General features: G+C 54.0%; 17 protein-coding genes and 2 pseudogenes. 10 read left to right on the forward strand and 9 right to left on the reverse strand.

Annotated features, from left to right (window positions below; genetic code table 11):
- Positions 1–7: 7 nt before the first annotated feature.
- Together DS906_RS20505 and DS906_RS20510 are read right to left on the reverse strand one after the other, a co-directional pair.
- A complete protein-coding gene (locus tag DS906_RS20505; protein WP_113791916.1) occupies positions 8–1573 on the reverse strand; it encodes an ABC transporter substrate-binding protein in 1566 nt (521 codons plus the stop codon).
- 21 nt (positions 1574–1594) lie between these two features.
- Positions 1595–3571, reverse strand: a complete 1977-nt coding sequence (locus tag DS906_RS20510; RefSeq protein ID WP_113791917.1) for a CocE/NonD family hydrolase — start codon at positions 3569–3571, stop codon at positions 1595–1597.
- 129 nt (positions 3572–3700) lie between these two features.
- Between DS906_RS20510 and DS906_RS20515 the strand changes: the two genes are divergently transcribed.
- Positions 3701–4462: a helix-turn-helix transcriptional regulator gene (locus tag DS906_RS20515; RefSeq protein WP_113791918.1), complete on the forward strand. Its 762-nt coding sequence runs from the start codon at positions 3701–3703 to the stop codon at positions 4460–4462.
- 382 nt (positions 4463–4844) lie between these two features.
- On the opposite strand, the gene DS906_RS22570 is transcribed toward DS906_RS20515, so the two are convergent.
- Both DS906_RS22570 and DS906_RS22575 read right to left on the reverse strand, forming a co-directional pair.
- The gene (locus DS906_RS22570) at positions 4845–5249 is read right to left on the reverse strand and encodes a transposase (RefSeq protein ID WP_233494864.1); all 405 of its coding nucleotides are present in this window, start codon (positions 5247–5249) and stop codon (positions 4845–4847) included.
- 24 nt (positions 5250–5273) lie between these two features.
- Positions 5274–5552, reverse strand: coding sequence for a hypothetical protein (locus DS906_RS22575; RefSeq protein WP_233494865.1), 279 nt, complete (start codon positions 5550–5552; stop codon positions 5274–5276).
- A gap of 110 nt (positions 5553–5662) precedes the next feature.
- On the opposite strand from DS906_RS22575, the gene DS906_RS20525 reads away from it, so the two are divergent.
- Both DS906_RS20525 and DS906_RS20530 read left to right on the forward strand, forming a co-directional pair.
- Positions 5663–6298: a glutathione S-transferase gene (locus DS906_RS20525; RefSeq protein WP_113791919.1), complete on the forward strand. Its 636-nt coding sequence runs from the start codon at positions 5663–5665 to the stop codon at positions 6296–6298.
- 321 nt (positions 6299–6619) lie between these two features.
- Positions 6620–8773, forward strand: coding sequence for an adenylate/guanylate cyclase domain-containing protein (locus DS906_RS20530; RefSeq protein WP_158541351.1), 2154 nt, complete (start codon positions 6620–6622; stop codon positions 8771–8773).
- A 345-nt stretch (positions 8774–9118) separates the two neighbouring features.
- Here DS906_RS20530 and DS906_RS20535 read toward each other — a convergent pair.
- Positions 9119–9615, reverse strand: a pseudogene (locus DS906_RS20535) (transposase); the annotation flags it as partial.
- 70 nt (positions 9616–9685) lie between these two features.
- Between DS906_RS20535 and DS906_RS22760 the strand changes: the two are divergent.
- The 5 genes from DS906_RS22760 to DS906_RS20560 all read left to right on the forward strand — a co-directional run bounded on the left by DS906_RS22760 (position 9686) and on the right by DS906_RS20560 (position 12921).
- Complete coding sequence (locus DS906_RS22760) at positions 9686–9784, forward strand: DDE-type integrase/transposase/recombinase (protein ID WP_113791921.1); 99 nt, start codon at positions 9686–9688, stop codon at positions 9782–9784.
- 157 nt (positions 9785–9941) lie between these two features.
- A complete protein-coding gene (locus DS906_RS22765; protein WP_369935507.1) occupies positions 9942–10145 on the forward strand; it encodes a DDE-type integrase/transposase/recombinase in 204 nt (67 codons plus the stop codon).
- A 553-nt stretch (positions 10146–10698) separates the two neighbouring features.
- Entirely contained in the window at positions 10699–11559 is an 861-nt protein-coding gene (locus DS906_RS20550) for a helix-turn-helix transcriptional regulator (protein WP_158541353.1), read from the forward strand.
- 122 nt (positions 11560–11681) lie between these two features.
- Entirely contained in the window at positions 11682–12674 is a 993-nt protein-coding gene (locus DS906_RS20555) for an MBL fold metallo-hydrolase (protein ID WP_113791924.1), read from the forward strand.
- Positions 12658–12921 (forward strand): hypothetical protein, encoded by a 264-nt coding sequence (locus DS906_RS20560; protein ID WP_147235326.1) that lies wholly within the window; start codon positions 12658–12660, stop codon positions 12919–12921. Before DS906_RS20555 ends, DS906_RS20560 begins: the two co-directional genes overlap by 17 nt.
- A 6-nt stretch (positions 12922–12927) precedes the next feature.
- Here the strand turns inward: DS906_RS20560 and DS906_RS20565 are convergent, their stop codons facing one another.
- The 4 genes from DS906_RS20565 to DS906_RS20580 all read right to left on the reverse strand — a co-directional run bounded on the left by DS906_RS20565 (position 12928) and on the right by DS906_RS20580 (position 14834).
- Positions 12928–13227 (reverse strand): ATP-binding cassette domain-containing protein, encoded by a 300-nt coding sequence (locus DS906_RS20565; RefSeq protein WP_113791926.1) that lies wholly within the window; start codon positions 13225–13227, stop codon positions 12928–12930.
- Between the two features lie 86 nt (positions 13228–13313).
- Positions 13314–13721, reverse strand: coding sequence for a hypothetical protein (locus DS906_RS20570; RefSeq protein WP_113791927.1), 408 nt, complete (start codon positions 13719–13721; stop codon positions 13314–13316).
- Positions 13722–13772: 51 nt separating this feature from the next.
- Complete coding sequence (locus DS906_RS20575) at positions 13773–14240, reverse strand: nuclear transport factor 2 family protein (RefSeq protein ID WP_113791928.1); 468 nt, start codon at positions 14238–14240, stop codon at positions 13773–13775.
- 57 nt (positions 14241–14297) lie between these two features.
- Complete coding sequence (locus DS906_RS20580; protein ID WP_113791929.1) at positions 14298–14834, reverse strand: redoxin domain-containing protein; 537 nt, start codon at positions 14832–14834, stop codon at positions 14298–14300.
- A gap of 70 nt (positions 14835–14904) precedes the next feature.
- On the opposite strand from DS906_RS20580, the gene DS906_RS20585 reads away from it, so the two are divergent.
- Positions 14905–15522: a TetR/AcrR family transcriptional regulator gene (locus tag DS906_RS20585; protein ID WP_233494866.1), complete on the forward strand. Its 618-nt coding sequence runs from the start codon at positions 14905–14907 to the stop codon at positions 15520–15522.
- A 187-nt stretch (positions 15523–15709) separates the two neighbouring features.
- Positions 15710–16803, forward strand: a pseudogene (locus DS906_RS20590) (IS3 family transposase); the annotation flags it as partial.
- Positions 16804–16816 lie beyond the last annotated feature (13 nt).

Below are 16816 nucleotides of genomic sequence, written 5' to 3' on the forward strand. Positions count from 1 at the left end.
GGGGAGGTCAGGTCGCCTTGCCGAAATAGCGAAGCAACGACAGGCCATCTGGCCGCAGTGCAGGAATGACCCGGGCGCTGTGAATGACCGGCGTTGCCTCATGAGTGATGAAGCGATAGGCCCCGCTTTCTTCCATCAGATCCTGCGCGCGCTGATACATTTCCGCCCGTTTTGCGATATCCGTTTCCGCAGCCGCGGATTCATGGATTTCGTTGAATTCAGGACTGTTAAAGCGTTCCCAGTTCCATTTTCCGATCTGTTCGGGCGTGAACCACGACGTCGCATAATACGGGTCAGGGGTCATCGAAAAGCGGTTCAGAACAAGCTGAAGGTTTTCGTTGTCGCCAGATGCCCAGAACGCTCCGGATTCCAGAACGTTGACTTCAACCGTGATCCCAATCTGCGCCAGCGTCGCCTGAATGATCTGAGCGGTTGTCGTGAAGGTCGTTTTGTTCAACGTGTCGAGGGTCAGCGTGACATTGGTTTCACCGGATTCCGCCAGCAGCTGTGCCGCCTTCTCAAAATTCGCCGCCGGTGGCACCAGCGAAGAAGCCCGATGCCCGGCGAGGCCCGGAGCGATGATGCCGGTCGCTGCTTCGGCCGCACCAAAATACGCGGCCTCCAGAATGCTGGGTACATCCACTGCGTGCTGAATCGCCTGCCGCAGTTTTTGATTTTGCAGCTTTGGATGCTCAACGTTCATGCCCATCCAGACATAGTAGAGCGACGGCTTTTCAACCAACGATCCACCATTGGGAACCCCGGCGCGATAACGCTCGACCGAGCCCAGCGATACGCGGGTTACATCCAGTTCACCTGCCTCGAACGCAATCTCGGCGGTGTTCTCATCGTCAATTGGATAGATCTCGACGGTGTCCCAGCTGGGCGCGTCCCCTTTCCAGTCGGGGTTACGCTTAAGAACGGTCTTTTCCTTGGGCGACCAGCTGTCGCGCAGGTAAGGACCGGATTCCGCAACCGGATCAGCGCCGATCCGGCCACCGGCCGCTTCGACAGCGGCTTTTGAGACGATGTTGCCGGTAATGTACGGAAGAGCGATCGACCAGATCGGTGCGAACGGTTTGTTCAGCACAATCGTGCCTTCGCGCTCACTGGTTACGTCCACGTGGCTGAATGGCCCCAAATCGGGCTTGTTCGGACTGTCGGTCGCGTCGTCCACGATCCGTTCCATACTAAACTTGACGTCCTCGGCGGTCATGGCGCCAAATCCATTGGTGAACCCGATATCGTCACGCAATGCGAACTTGATATGGGTCGGATCAACCTGCTCGATCATCGTGGCGGCATCCATCTGCCAGCCCCATTCCTCGCCTGGTTTGTACTGGATCAGCTTGTTGTAGATCGAGGCATGAACCTCTTCTTCAACGACACCAACGGAATGGGCCGGATCCATGTTCTGCGCATCACCATATGCCCGCACCCGCAGTACACCGTCATCTGCCGCAAACGCACGGTTCGCCCACCCCATCGGAAGCGCCGTGGCGGCCCCAAGCGCGGTTGCACCTTTCAGGAACCCCCGCCGACCTACATTGGCCTTTGTCCATTCGATCTTCATAGTATCCTCCCTTGGATTAAGTCAGAGAAGTCCGCGCGGAACGGTTTCGGACCATTCCTTCGTCAAAACTTCGATTTCATCTGCGCCTTCAGTGGCGCGTAGTTTGCGGTAGAGATAGAAATTCTGCACGTCGCAGGTCATTCGGCACTCGGTTGAGATGGCGACCTGCCAATCCGCCCGTTCAAATGTGAAATTCCAGGCGCTCTTGAAACACGCGGTTGTTGGGTCATCGGGGTGAATGCTGTAGTGCATGTGAACATCGCTGCCGACAATCAAATCGTGATACGGGTCACGCGTTTTGCCATAGTCATCAAACGTCTCCAGAACCACCCGACCATCGTCGGTCTTGGTGCGATGGGATCGCGCGGATGGCGGACGCAATTGTTCAGCGGCAAGAACCGGATAGTCCTGCGCCGGGCCGGGTTCCGAGGCTTGAACCTCGTGCGTGACGTCGCGCACTGGCAAATGGAGGGCGCAATCCCGCAAGTGCAAAGTCACCTCTGCCGAATGCGGCGCTGGCCAAACGATAGGCCAGTACGACGTCGACAGCGCCAGCCGCAACACGTGACCCTCACGCAAACGGTGCGCGCATTCGTTCAGGCCAATCTCGGCCTCATAGATTTCACCCGGTTGCAGGGTTTCAGGCGTTTCGTGGCTGCGGTAGTGGCACAGGTTCAACGGACGATAGCTGATGCGCTGGGACACACCTTCGGGCGAGACATCGCACAGCCTTGCGACAAACTGGGCAACGGGCTGATCCACCGAGAATCGAAACTTTAGCTTTGCGCGGCCCAGCAGTTCCAGCGGAGCTTGCAGCGGCGCGCTGTCAAAACACACCGACAGGGCATCATCCCTTGCCTGGTCGCCTGCAAGTTCATTGTCGATCCGCATGCCCGCACAGAAATACCCGCCTTCCGCACCAACATGACTGGGTGATGTTATTGCGACCGTGCCCGTGGCCGGTTCCCGAGAAAACCCGCCGGGCGTCAAATGCCAGACCTGCTCAGAAACATGCGGCGACGGCCAGGTGGTTTCTGCAATCCAACGACCTTGCCGAGCAGAGTTGTGCGCCGTCGGATTGAAGTGTTCCTGCATGTAAGTCCGGTAAGCAGGCAGGTCCTCGGCTCCATTTTCCTGCCCCTTGAGCCAGCGGTCAAACCAGCCGATCACTTCGGAATGAAAGTCTGCAGGATCGAGTTTTGAGATATGAGGATAACGGTGTTCCCACGGCCCAATGACGGCTTTGGTTGGCACCCTCAGGTTGGCTGCCAATGCCGTGGGCGCATTGACATAAGCATCTGCCCACCCGGTGATGGCCAAGACGGGGGTTTGGATCGCGGACCAATCCTCGCAAACCGATCCATGTTTCCAAAACGCGTCACGCGTCTGATGGCGCAGCCAATCCACAGCAGAGAATGGAACGTTTTGAAGTCGGGCCAACCAATCCTCTCGCCAATCTGTACGAAGGTCCGGATCAGCGGGGCGGGTCAGATAGGCAAACATCTGGCTGCCCCAGTTCATGTTGTCACTCAGCAGGCACCCGTCCATAAAATGGATGTCATCCGCATAGCGATCCACGGTCGATGCGACGCTGACCACCGCTTTTAATGCGGGTGGTTGCCGAAAGGCCAGTTGCAGGCCGTTGAATCCGCCCCACGATATTCCAATCATCCCGATATGACCGTCGCACCAATCCTGCGCGGCGATCCAGGCCAGGACCTCTTCACCATCGCGCAGTTCCTGCTCGGAGTATTCGTCGTCGAACTGCCCTTCGCTGTCCCCGGTGCCCGCGATGTCGACCCGGACGCAGGCATAACCTGCCTCGGCAAATACGGTGTGCGTCGTTTCATCTCTTGGCGCGGTGCCGTCGCGTTTGCGGTAAGGCAGGTATTCCAGAATTGCAGGGGCGGGACCGGTTTCGGGCAACCAGATGCGCGCAGCCAGCCGCTGCCCATCGGCGAGCGTGATCCATGTGTTTTCGATGGTTTCAATTGGCATCTGGGTGCTTGTCTGTTGCGAGTTGATGCCTAAGAAGAAACCGATTTGCAGCTAAAGCAAATTGTGCGATCTTACGCGAACTGACGCGGCTTGTCGTGATATAGCGTCAGAACGCGAAAGGTTTTTCTTGTGTCGGAAAATTTTTCTTCCAACCTTCGGTCATTATGCGCAGAGCATGGGAATATTTCACAGATTTGCCGTGATATCGGCGTCAACAGACAGCAATTCAATCGCTACCTGAATGGCGCCAGCCTGCCGTCTGCCCACAACATGCGCCGCATTGCACGTCATTTCGACCTGACAGAAGCCGACCTGTTCGCGGAAACAGCAAGCTTCGAACGAATGCTCGTGCGTGCCCTGCCGCAAGCCGGGAATACGCCAACGGACACGTTTCTGGGCCCGTTTCGGGGCCAGCAGAAAAATCTAAGGCGATATGTGGGCTTTTATCATTCCTATTTCTGCACGCCGTCCTGGGAAGGAAAGATCTTTTGTTCCCTGATCCGCATTCAGGAATGGGATGGGCTGTTCACGATCCGATCCCGGGAAATCGCCACCTCGCCAGACAAGAGCACTCACCAGATTTCGCGTTACTCTGGCCTGGTAACAATGCGCGGTAACAGGATATTCGTGACCGAACACGAGCTTGCACGCGAAGGAAGCGTCGCCAATACGATCTTGTATTCCGCACACCGCCAGCAACTAAAGTATCTGCGCGGCATGACCATGGGCGTCGCCTGGCGCCCCTACCCGCACCCCTATGCTGCCAAAACAATCTGGAAACGCTTGCACGAGCGTGTGAGTGCCCGCGAAGCAATTGCCGCCTGCGGCATCTATCCAGCTCAAAGTACAAGGATCGATCCGACTGTCCGCAAGCATCTGAAAGAGTCCTGAAAGCGGCTGGATGTTGCGCAAACTTAAGCGAAACTAAGCTGCGCGCTTTGCAATTAATTTGGGTTCACTTGTAGAAGCCCCAAGCTGCCCCTTCCGGATCATGTCGGCGGCCTCGATGCCCACAACGCGCGGTCAGGTTTGCCCTGGGCCGCCATCACTCCATTAGCCGCGTTTCAAAGTTTCTTGGCCACCGCTTCGCCCTCTACTACCGAGCGATTTTTGATCAAATTCGACAACCAGTTCGGACACCGGTCTGAACTCTGGCTAGGTCATTGATGCCTTACGCGATCTGTTCATTCAGCGCGGCGCACCAGGCTACATCCGATCGAGTCCGTTGCATTAATCAGCTGAAGCTGGGTCAGGCGCGGCGGACGCGGCCGAACTATACATGCTCGAACAGGTATGAGATGAAGTCGATCTCTCTTCGAACACCGGGTTGTTTATGACAAATGTGGCCGCGTTTGATGGTCCGGATCGTCTCTATCTCACTCAGTGTTGCCTTCGCGGTTCGCAAGGATCGAAATCTTTGACGGTACCCAAGTGGGCGCTTCATCGCTGCATGGTCACTTTCGACCAAATTGTTCCGCCACTGTCGATCAATATGCCTGATGCTGTCGAAATGCGGATCGTATCGGTGGTTGATTTCGCGGATGACACGTGGATAAGCGTAGGCCTTGTCAGTCACGATTGTTACAGGTCGGTGCAGCCGGACGCGTTCAATCGCCTCATTCAGAAAGGTCTTGGCAGCATTAACGTCTCGCCGAGCCGTGAGCCGGAAGTCAACCATCTGGCCATTCGCCTCGATCGCTCTTCACAAAAAGCGCCATTTGCCGCCAACCCGAATGTAAGCCTCGTCCACATGCCAGTCTACACTGGCGCGGCGTAAGTGCTTCTCGGTTCGTTTGGTCAGTTCCGGGCTGAACTTCTGGACCCAGCAGAACACGGTCGAGCGATCAACTTCGACGCAACGCTCGGAGGGCAAATCGACAACATCTTGGTACGAAAGCGGATACCGCCGGTACCAACGAACCGCGCAGAGAATAATCTCGCGCGGGAAGCGGTGATGTTTGAATGGCGATCTTCGCGGCATGAGAAACCTCAAAAATACAAAAATCCCTAAAGGCGACGATTAATGCAGCAGTCCCATTGGGAAACGAGGGGAGGTTTGACCAAGCTGGTAGATTGGAGATAGATTCTCCTATGGCTTACCACCCTATCTTATGGACGTTCCGTCGCTGCCCGTACGCGATAAGGGCCCGTCTCGCATTGGCGAGTTCAAGAGTTACAGTCGAGCTGCGCGAAATTCTCTTACGGGACAAACCAGAGGCCTTCTTACAAACATCCCCATCCGGAACAGTTCCCACGCTTCAACTTCCAGACAAAGTTATAGATGAAAGTCTGGAAATCATGGTTTGGGCGCTCCAACAAAATGATCCACAGCGGCTTTTGGACATGCCTCAAGAAGGTTGGGGCCTGATTACGGTAAATGATGGTCCATTCAAGGCGGCTTTAGATCACACAAAATACACCACGCGGCATCCGGATTTAGATCCCAAAGAGGAACGCAGGAAAGCGGCAAGATACTTGCTCAGCCTCGACGAACGGTTAGTCGGGCAGGCCTGGCTTTTCGGAGATCGCCCCACCCTTGCCGATCTGGCGCTTCTACCATTTGTGCGCCAGTTTGCGCATATAGACCGGGCCTGGTTTGACGCGCAGGAGTGGCAGAGTTTAACAGCGTGGCTGGATCAATTCCTGGACAGTGAAGTATTTTTGCTAGTCATGAGAAGGTACGCAACTTGGTCAGAAGACGACGCACCGAATTGGTTCAACGGCTGAGCCCAACAGGTCGTATCACGGCCCAAAGCTGCCCTCTATAGGGAAAGACGTCTGTGATGCGGCTTCTACAAAGTGGACGTTGATAGTCAGCGTAACATTCCGAGGGTGCCGATGACAGATCTGCGGACATAGCGTCATTGGAGATGTCGGAATTACAGATCCCCGTAATCCAAACTTACTGCGTCCCTGAAACTATGGTTCAATGATCCGAGCAAGAGAACGCAACTGCGGGGCTGCTGCGGAATGAGAAAAGCGGAGCTGAACGGAAAGAGAAGGCTTGCGGCGATCGCGGCCGTAGACATGGTTGGTTACAGCCGGCTCATGGAACTCGACGAAGTTGGTACGCTCGCGCTGCAAAAGGCGATTCAGGACGAAGTGTTTGGCCCCGCGGTCGAAGAATGCGGTGGGCGCGTCGTCAAGACGACTGGCGATGGTGCCTTGATCGAGTTCGGCAGTGCGGTCAACGCCGTCCGATGGGCCGCCCAATTTCAACGCGCGATCACCAAAAGAGCACGCGAGATCAGCGATGACCGCTGGATCACCTATCGGGTTGGCATCAACGTCGGTGACATTCTTGTTGATGGCGATGACATTTTCGGAGAAGGGGTCAACGTCGCCGCGCGCCTCGAAGGGTTGGCCGAGCCAGGAGGCATCCTCGTGTCCGAAGCGGTTTTTCGGAATGTCAAAGGCAAGCTCGCCCTCGGATTCGCGGACCAGGGCACTTTGTCAGTAAAAAACATCTCTGAACCCGTGCATGCCTACAGTGTCCTTCTCGATCCGGGAGATGCGGGCAAAATCGTCGCACGCAAAGAGCGGCTGCGCGTCGGCCGCCGGAAGTCGTTGATCGCGGCAGTTCTTTGCCTTGCGGCCGTCATCGGCGTATTTGCGGCCAAGGATCTTTTCTTGGACACCGCACCAGGCACGGCGGGCCTGCTGATCCTACCTTTTGAGTCTGAAGATGGCGGCGATCAAGTCCTTGCCGATGCGGCGACCGAAATGCTGTTTCTGTCTTTCGAGCGGCAGCGCCATATGCCCATTTCCACCTACAGCACGACTCTGGCCTACGAGGGCGTTGATGTGCCGCTGGACGAGGTCTCGCAAAACCTGGGCCTGCGTTATGTCCTCGATGGGTCAGCAGAGACGGCTAAGGGCCAGATCGAAGTGCAGGCGCGTCTGCGTGATACGGAGGAACTGGGTGACAGCACGATCTGGCAGCGGTCCCTGACCGGAGATCGGGATCAGTTTCTCGACATGGTCGTAACGCTCAAACTGGGCGCAGCCGGCGCAATGAAACTCAAACTCAATCCCGTTGAACGGACCATTTTTGAAACGGCGCCAACAGGCAGTCCAGAGGCCTTTCTTGCATTTGCCAAGGCTGAACGTTTGCTCGATAGCAAGGATTTTACGGACATCGGCGAAGCGCTCAGCCAATATGAACGAGCGATCGAACTGGATCCGGCTTTTGTCGAAGCAAAGCTCGGATATGCGGAAGCCAATTTCAAGGTCTGGGAAGGCAGTTTCAATACGATCCGCTTCACACTGGACGCCCTCAAAATTGCAACTGACACTATCGACGAGGTTTTGGAGAACGATCCAAAGCACCCAGTGGCCATTGGCTTGCAGGTCCAGATGTTGATTCAACACCTCGAACGTGACCGCGCCCTGTCGATTGCGCGAAGTTCCGTGTTCAGCAATCCCAATGAGCCAGTCTTGCGATATGTCCACGGCCTGAGCTTGACCGCGATAGGTGATTACGACAAGGCGATCGAGGCATTCGAAGAGTTTGAACGGCTGTCGCCCCGGCTGAATTCCGGCGAGAAAGGTGATCTTTCTTGGAGCTATCTGCGTGCCGGAGACAGCGACAGGGCACTCACGCTCCTATCGGGGATTCCGGAGGACGAGATAAAAGAACAGCATCTCAGGATTATGGCCGATGCACAGTATGAGCAAGGAAACGTCGAGGCCGCCCGAGGCAACATCGAGCGGTTTCTGGTGAACAATGTTTGGCTGAACCTGAATTGGATGAAACCATGGTTCGATATCTACAAGGATCCGACAGTCTATCAGACGTATGCCGAGGTCATGCTGGGATCTGGCCTGCCGGAGTGGCCGTTCGACTTTCCCAAAGGGCGGGAAGGCGATCGTATCGAACATGAACAACTCGTTCAGCTGCATTCCGACGAATTCGAGGAAAAGCACACGATTGGACCCTTCGGTGCTCCTTATTCCGAAGTGCGGATGCCCGATGGGACGATCTCAATGAACTTCGCCTGGATGAATGGGATATCTTTGACCGGAACATGGCGGATCGCTGGCGATCAGATTTGTCGCAGACTTCCTTCGGTCCATCAGGGTCGCGAACTCTGCCATTATCTTTATCTTGATCGCGCCCGATCGACTGACGAGACCCTGTTCGTTTCATCTGTCCTAAACTTCGGTGTTATCAATTCCGAATTCGTTCACGTGAATGATTGAAGGTTAGAACGGCCCTGCTTTCGTTAGTCCAATATCGAGATTGCCTCGTCTATCATCAGGCGCCAATGTTGCGGCTAGCTTGGTGTGGTGGATCGTTCAAATCGACTGATGCCGGACGTTTGCCCCCGGCGCCGAATGCTTTGGCAAGGCGGTAGCATCGATGACCGCTCCGGGTTCGAAGGAGACGTGGGAGGCAGTTCAGAATACGATGGTCAGCCGCCCTTACCTTGGCGAGGACGACCCTAAGGAAAGCATCGCCGCCACGGCTGCGTTCCGGTAGGCCCCAGTCTCACAGGCGTTCTGCGCCAGTTTCTGCTCGGCGAACCGCCGAAACGGACAGATCCGGGTTTGAATTCCCCTTGCGGGTCGAGTGCGCCTCTTGATGAAACGATGATCCTGTTCGACGATGTTATTGAGGTATTTCCACCTCACCATCTCGATCGGGATCAGACAACCAAGGCCTTTGAACAACTTATCGATCACCTTTATGCTGGCAGTATTGGCGCCGCCTTTGTCCATGACGATCTTTCGCGGAATGCCGTTGACCTCCAGCATCCTGGTAAAGAGCTTTGTGGCGGCCGGTTTATTGCGACGTCGAGGAAGCATGAAATCATGCGTTTTGCCGTATTTTTCGACGGCTCGATAGAGATAAACCCACGAGCCCTTCACCTTGGTATAAATTCCACCATTCGCCAAGATCGGTCACACGAGCCCTTCCGTCATCGCGCGGCGTCAGCAATGGTTTCTTCCAGGTCTCGACAGCAGATACCGTAACGGACATCAAAGAAAACTACGAACAGGATCACGTCCTTCGGATACTGCGCGCCTTTGACGTAGATCATGAACTGGCTTTCAACTGGTGAATACGGCTGGCCAGCCACCGCCTAACCTGCCCGGCTCCAATGGTTAAAATTGGCCACAGAACCCCTGCGTGTTGGCGGTAGGTGGATGTACCTCTATCGAGCCGTCGACAAAGCGGGAAACACCCTTGATTTCACGTTGCCTGAGTGAAGAAACGGTCCTGCAGAAACAAGGTTCATTGCAAAGGCACTTTCGTCAAACGGGATTCCAAGTAAGATCGTAATCGACAAGAGTGGCGGAAAGGCAGCCGTATTCGAGAAGTAACGAAACCTAAAAAAGCTTTGCCTATCCAACCAAATTACAAACCATCAAATCCAGATTTTTGAACAACATGATCGAGCGGGATCACCGGTTCATCAAACGACGTGACCAGCACATGTGTCGAGTCAAATTAATCATTTCCGCATCGGCGATACTGGACGGCACCGAGGCAGTGAACATGATCCGAAAACGGCAATTCGATTTGCCTTTGGGCTCTGGGTTTGGCCAAATTTCTGAAGTCGCGGAATAACTGTGTCCAGCGGGTGGACTTTTCAGGCTTCTCTTAATTTTCGCGACGCACCGATTATTGAAACCATCTTGCACGGCCAATCTCCGCAAATCATGGGCGCGGTGCCGAAACGCCACAAATATGAATGACAATAATTATTGGCTTTTCGCCGTTTCAGGACAGCATCGCAAACATCATAAAACCATCATTGCCGAAAAGCACTAAATCACACGCTGCAGCCATTTCGCTCCGGACATCGACCTCTTCCGGATAGAGCAAGCTCACTTCACTTAATTTGATTGCTTCATTCCAGACGAGAACGCTTGTTGTTCGACGTTGGAACGGCTGACTTGGCGCACTCCGTATGCTAAGTTGGCTCGGACATTTCATGATCACTCAGGTGTAGATCGGACAAGATACTTGTCGGATCACGATTCAGATCAATAAACTACATCGAGTGTTTAAGGGATGGTCCAATCACTTGAAACCGTCGATATCGCAAGAGACAGTCAAGAAATGGCAGCGGATTGTTGATCTGATCGCGCGCGTTGCCGACGTGCCTGCAAGTTTGGTCATGCGCACACATGAACCGTATCATTCTGTTTTTGTCACCAGCAATTCCGAGGGAAATCCGTATTCCGCTGACCGCCGATTCACACTGAACGAAAAACTATACTGTTACGGTGTTCTGCAGCGAGATGGCGAGCTGGCGGTCGAGGATGCAACCTGTGATCCTGAATGGATAGACAATGACGATATGGAACATGGAATGCGGTTCTACATTGGTTACCCCCTAAAATGGCCGGACGGATCGATATTTGGCACCATTTGTGTCCTCGACCATCGCCGCAACCGACGCGCCTTGCTGTTTCGTGAAGGCTTGCGGGAGTTTGCGAGGGTTATTGAGGCCGATCTTGAGTTGCTGGTCGAGATTGAGCGGCGCATTACCCTTGAAACAGAATTGCAGGCGACGCTGGACCAGCTGGAACAGCGAGTTGCCAACCGCACAGCGGATCTTGAGGAGGCAAATACCGCGCTTCGTGTTCTGCTCGGCAGCGTCGAAACATCACGGGAAGAGTACGACACCAAAATACTACGTCAGATCAAAGGACTGGTCGTGCCGCATTTGGTCAAATTGCGCAGCAGACTGGAGGGAGATCCCGCCGGACGCGCCTACTTGGAGTTGGCCGAAGAAAGCCTGAAGTCCATAACCTCAGAAATGAGCGGACAACTCACCACGGTATTCGAGATGTTAACACCTACCGAGCAGGAGATTGCGCAGATGATCATGCGCGGCCAAACAACCAAAGACATTGCCCATACGCTTTCGCGCGAACCCAGTACGATCGAGTTTCACCGGAACAATATTCGCTCAAAGCTTGGCTTGCGTCGCAGCGGGCAGAACCTGAGGAGTTTGCTACTCTCAATGCAATAGAATGTGGGGGTCTTCCCCATATTTTACCCATGAAAATTCAATGCCTGTTGAGGCAATCCTGATTGGTACCCTTGCGTCATCCGAGGACAAGCCCGGATCATTCGACAACAGGGACAAGCGATATGGATAAAGACGAACTTAATCTGAGACCGACGCTGCTGCGCGGTGACAAGGACCATTTGGCACCGGGACTGTCGCGCCGATCCTTCTTCATGGCGGCCGGGGCCGCCGGGTTCGGGGGTGCGGCGACTGCCCTGAGTACATCGCCGGCCGAAGCACAATCCACGGATTGGACCCAGCCGGGCAACAACAACGGTGTGATCGAGCTGCAGAAAACAACCGGCAGTACCGTCGATGGCGCGGTTGGTATCGACTATTTCGGTCATTGCGCAATCAAGATTACTTCCCCGGGCGGAGCGACAGTTCTCTTCGATCCCTGGCGAGACGATCCGTCGGGCGCGTGGGGGCTTTGGTTCAAAAACGAATTCCCGGAAACGCCGGTGGACATTTGCATGTCAACGCACACCCATTTCGATCACGACGCCATTCACCGACCAGTTTCGACGATGGTACTGGATCGGATGGTAGGTAATTTTGAATTTGCAGACATGAAGATCACAGGCTTTGCTGACAAGCATGTATGTCGGGCACCGGGTTGGTATGACTGGACAAACGCGCTGGGTGAGTTCGGTGTACAGGCTTGCCCTCCCGACAATGTCAGCCACATGGATATGGTGGTCTATCTAGTCGAAACCGGCGGCATCCGCACCTTGATTTGGGGCGACAATCGCCATAATCCGCCAAAGGAATTCTGGGACGCCATCGGTCAGGTCGATGTGTTGACGCTGCCAGTTGACGGATCCCAGCACATTCTGGATTACCAGCAGGGCAATGACATCGTCACCAAACTCAAGCCAAAAATTATCATTCCAACGCATTACCTGAGTGAGACTACCAGCTATACGTTGACGACCCTGCAAAACGCAGACGAATGGGTAAAATCGCAAAATAGCTACAAGATGTTAGACACCGCCAGCCTATCACTGGAAGCTGATGACGTTGCCGGCATGGATCGCGAGTTCCTCTATTTCGGGCATAATGCCCAAACAAGCTGACAACTTAGCAGGTGGGGCAACGACGCCCCACCTAATCTGTAGTCTGCGTGGCAGACGCAAAAAATTGAATGGCAATCTATTTTTGGAGTTTGCCGTTATCGCAATGGTGATCGACCCCAATCAAATGCTGCAAGCGGGAGTTTCCGACACCAAACACAATTACGAGCTCGGAACAGCCCTTCATGAGACCTGGGGCAATGAACTCTCCGAGGACGGTTCACCCCATCTCGAGCATGTCGAACAATAAGGCCTACTACTCCCCCATTTCTCCCGCCAGAAACGGTTCAGGACCCTCAACCTCTTCCAGTCGTTTCCCAATGATCATCCAGAACCGATGGCCTGCATTACGCAAAAAGCAGCAGTCGTAGCCGACAAGCAGCCACAATGCATTGTGCGTGATCAACTCATCCTCAAGAGCTTCTTGTCTGTCGAAGTCCAGATGGTTTGTCGGCTCATCTAGCACGTAGAAATTCGGGTTTCTGAGCCGTAGTATCAGCATCGCCAAACGCGCAATTTGTCCGCCAGACAGTGCACCGGTTTTGGTGTCTTGCATCTGTAAGCACCTAAACGTTCCGATCAGGGGCAGTTTTTGTGGCAATGCCAACCCGCCATAGGTGAGGACGCACCACGGCGCTCTGCTCAGGCGTCTGTTGCCTCACCACGTGTCATGATGATCTCGCGGGTGATCTGCCAACGTCCATCTTCAAGCACGAAGTCAATGCTGAGCGAGATGAGCTGATAGCGTCCTGTCGCGTCGTTCTTTCGGCTGACCACGATGTGCCCATGCGTGTCATCGGCCTCGACCAAGTGATACTTCACCCACGGATTATCGTCTTTCAACGCGCCCATGTTGTCCTTGATAAACGCCATAAACCCGGTCTTGTCGTTGCGCATCAAGGTGCCATCATTCAACAGAACATAGGTCTGCATGTCGCGGTGATAGAGCTTGTCCAGAACATCAAAGGAATGCCCTGAGACGCCATGGATCAAACCATCCAATGTCTCTTTGACGGCGGTTGCGTTCGGGTGGTTTTCAGAAATTGCCATTATAAGACTTTTCTTGGAATCTCGTGTTTCAGGGAGAGTTGGTTATTAGGATCACTCGGTTGTGTAGTTGCTGAACATATCCAGCACAATTTGCCACGGTGCGTCGTCGTTCTCGCGCTCTAGAACGTAGATGTACGATCCTTCCAGCTCGAATTCCTGGCTTTCAACGGAAGCTTTGGTCACGCCTTTCATGACTGCTTGAGTGCCATCATCAGAGATGAAAAGGTCTTCAATTGTGTGCGACAGCTCCCCTCTATTCTCGCTCATAAAGGTGATCGTCTGACGGGGCACACCGTCGCGACCCTGCGCAGGGCGGGTTGCTGGAGCGATCCAGAACGCATCCTCGTCATATAGAGAAATCAGACCGGCTGCGTCATATGTGGCAGCAAGTTCGTTGAAACGATCATTGAAGGCGAAAAGGCTTTCGCGTGCTTCGGCTTGAGCTGTCGTTTCGGCAAAAGCTGGCAGCGTCAAAGAAGCAATGACGGCAATAGTAGAGAGGGCGGATGTCAAGCGCATGAGCTTGTCCTTTCAATTTAGTATATTAATTTTAGGGCGTTAGATGGAAATTGAGCCTTATGCCGCGCGTGTCCCCCGAATGGGATAGTTGTTTTCAGGATTGCGGATGAAGCGAAGACCTCCCAGCAGCGTCTTCAGATCGGGCCGTGCAAATGGTGCATTTGAGATATCCGTGACCTGAACTTGTCCATTGGCATTCACGACGAAAATACCGGGCTCCGCAAAGGGGCGATCCGTTTCTTCTGCGGAACGGGGATCGGACACGTAAAGACCAAGCTCGTGCATCTGATTCACGCTCAGATCATAGCCAACCGGATAGCTAGGCTGCACTAGCGCCATCTGGTCTGTTGCTTTGGCTTCCGTATCAGCAGAAACGGCAACGACATCCACTCCAAGAGCATGAAACTCGGGAAGCAGCGCTTCCAGCTCTTTCAGATAGCTGGTGCACATCGGGCAGTGCTTGCCACGATAAATGACGGCAATTTTCCAATCATGGCCCTCTTGCGGAGTGCCGAGCAAAAGCTCTCCCCCACCTAGCTTGGGGACGGTGACTTCTGGAAACTGTGATCCGGCAGATGTTTTTTGTGACGACATTTTGCTAGCCCTTGCGTTTTGTGATGATCGTTATAAAAATACCAAAAGCGAAACGTCAAGGACTTTTGTAATGACCGTCACAAAAAAAATTGGACGACCCAAAAACTTCGACCGCGACGATGCCCTCATGAAGGCGATCGGTGTGTTTTGGAAACAGGGCTATGAAGGGGCGTCCATGAAGTTGCTGACGGACTCGATGGGCATCAACAGCCCCAGCCTTTATGCCGAGTTCGGCGACAAGCATGGCCTCTACCTGGAAGCCATCAACAGTTACGCGACCAACGACGCCTGCACACCTTTGGTTGCTCTGGAAACCACGCCCGCTATTCGCCAAGCCGTCAGAGCATTTTTCGAGGCAGTCATTGACTATTCCACACATCATCCCAGTGGGGCAAAAGGGTGCTTCCTCGTATCGTGCGTCGCAACAAGTGCCGGACACGTGGACGGCACCGCCGAAATGCTGCGTGATGCTATCACGTCAACCGACAAACGCATAAAAGCGCGCTTCGACAAGGAAGTTGGACTGAGAACACTACCCCAAGACTTCCCGAGCGCTGATCGTGCCAAGCTGATGTTCGACCTACGACAAGGCATGGTGTTTAGGGCGCGTGCAGGTTTCTGGGAAGCCGACCTCGCGGATGACATAGAGAAGTATGTAAACTCGGTTCTGGCAAAATCCGAAAGCTGACTTAGGCGAACAACGCAGCATTCGGCAATTTGGGCTCGTACCAGTCATTTGCTGCGATCTGCGCGAATGACCGATGTTTAGTTTTGATCAGATAACGATCTTTTTCGCTTTGCTCTATGTGTGCAAAGTCACTGAGACTTCGCGTTCATTTTATTTGGGAATTGGTGCGCAAAACCTCGATGTTTTGCAGGTGAAGGACCTACGACGCGAGGCCCGTGATCTGAAAGAAGTGGTGGCGGAACAAACACTCGAGCTCCGCCTGCTCAAAAAAAGCATGACAGGCGATGGGGGCGACCAAGAATGAGGTATCCTGCATCTGAGAAGTTGGAGATCATCAGGTTGGTCGAAGAGAGCCATCTTTCGGCACGCCGGACATTGGCCAAGCTGGGTATCCCCCGCACCACCTTCTACCGCTGGTATGATCGGTATCTGCAGCGCGGTGAGGCTGGTTTGCATGATCAATCACCAAAGCCAAATCATGTCTGGAACCGGGTACCCACCGAAGTGAAGCGCAAGGTTGTGGATCTCGCTCTAAAAGAGACGGAGCTGTCGCCGCGCGAGCTGGCCGTCACGTTCACCGATCAAGAGTGTTACTTTGTGTCGGAATCTACGGTGTATCGCACGCTCAAGGCGCATGACCTGATCACCAGCCCTGCCTTCATCGTGCTGAAAGCCGCGAATGAGTTTGAGCATAAGACAACAGCCATCAACCAGCTTTGGCAGACCGACTTTACCTATCTCAAGGTTCTGGGTTGGGGCTGGTTTTATCTCAGCACAATTCTGGACGATTACAGCCGCTACATCATCTCATGGAAACTCTGCACGAACATGCGGGCTGAGGATGTGACAGACACCCTCGATTTAGCCTTGCAGGCCTCCGGCTGTGATCAGGTCCATGTCGTCCACAAACCAAGACTGCTCAGTGACAACGGCTCAAGTTATGTCTCTGGCGATTTGGCTGAATGGTTGAAGGACAAAGGCATGAAACACAGTCGTGGTGCGCCGTATCATCCGCAGACCCAAGGCAAAATCGAACGATGGCATCAAACCTTGAAGAACCGCATCTTATTGAAAAACTACTTCCTGCCAGGTGATCTCGAGGCCCAGATCGAAGCCTTCGTCGATCACTACAACCATCAGCGATATCACGAGAGCCTAAACAACGTCACACCCGCCGATGTCTACTTCGGGCGTGATCAAGCCATTCTGGAACAACGAGAAAGGATCAAACGGAAGACGTTCGAAGCGCGACGCTTGCATCACAGCCAGCGCGCAGCATAATCACACAAACCAG

This window comes from Ruegeria sp. A3M17 (genome assembly GCF_003318255.1).
In the GTDB taxonomy this organism is placed as follows: Bacteria; Pseudomonadota; Alphaproteobacteria; order Rhodobacterales; family Rhodobacteraceae; genus Ruegeria.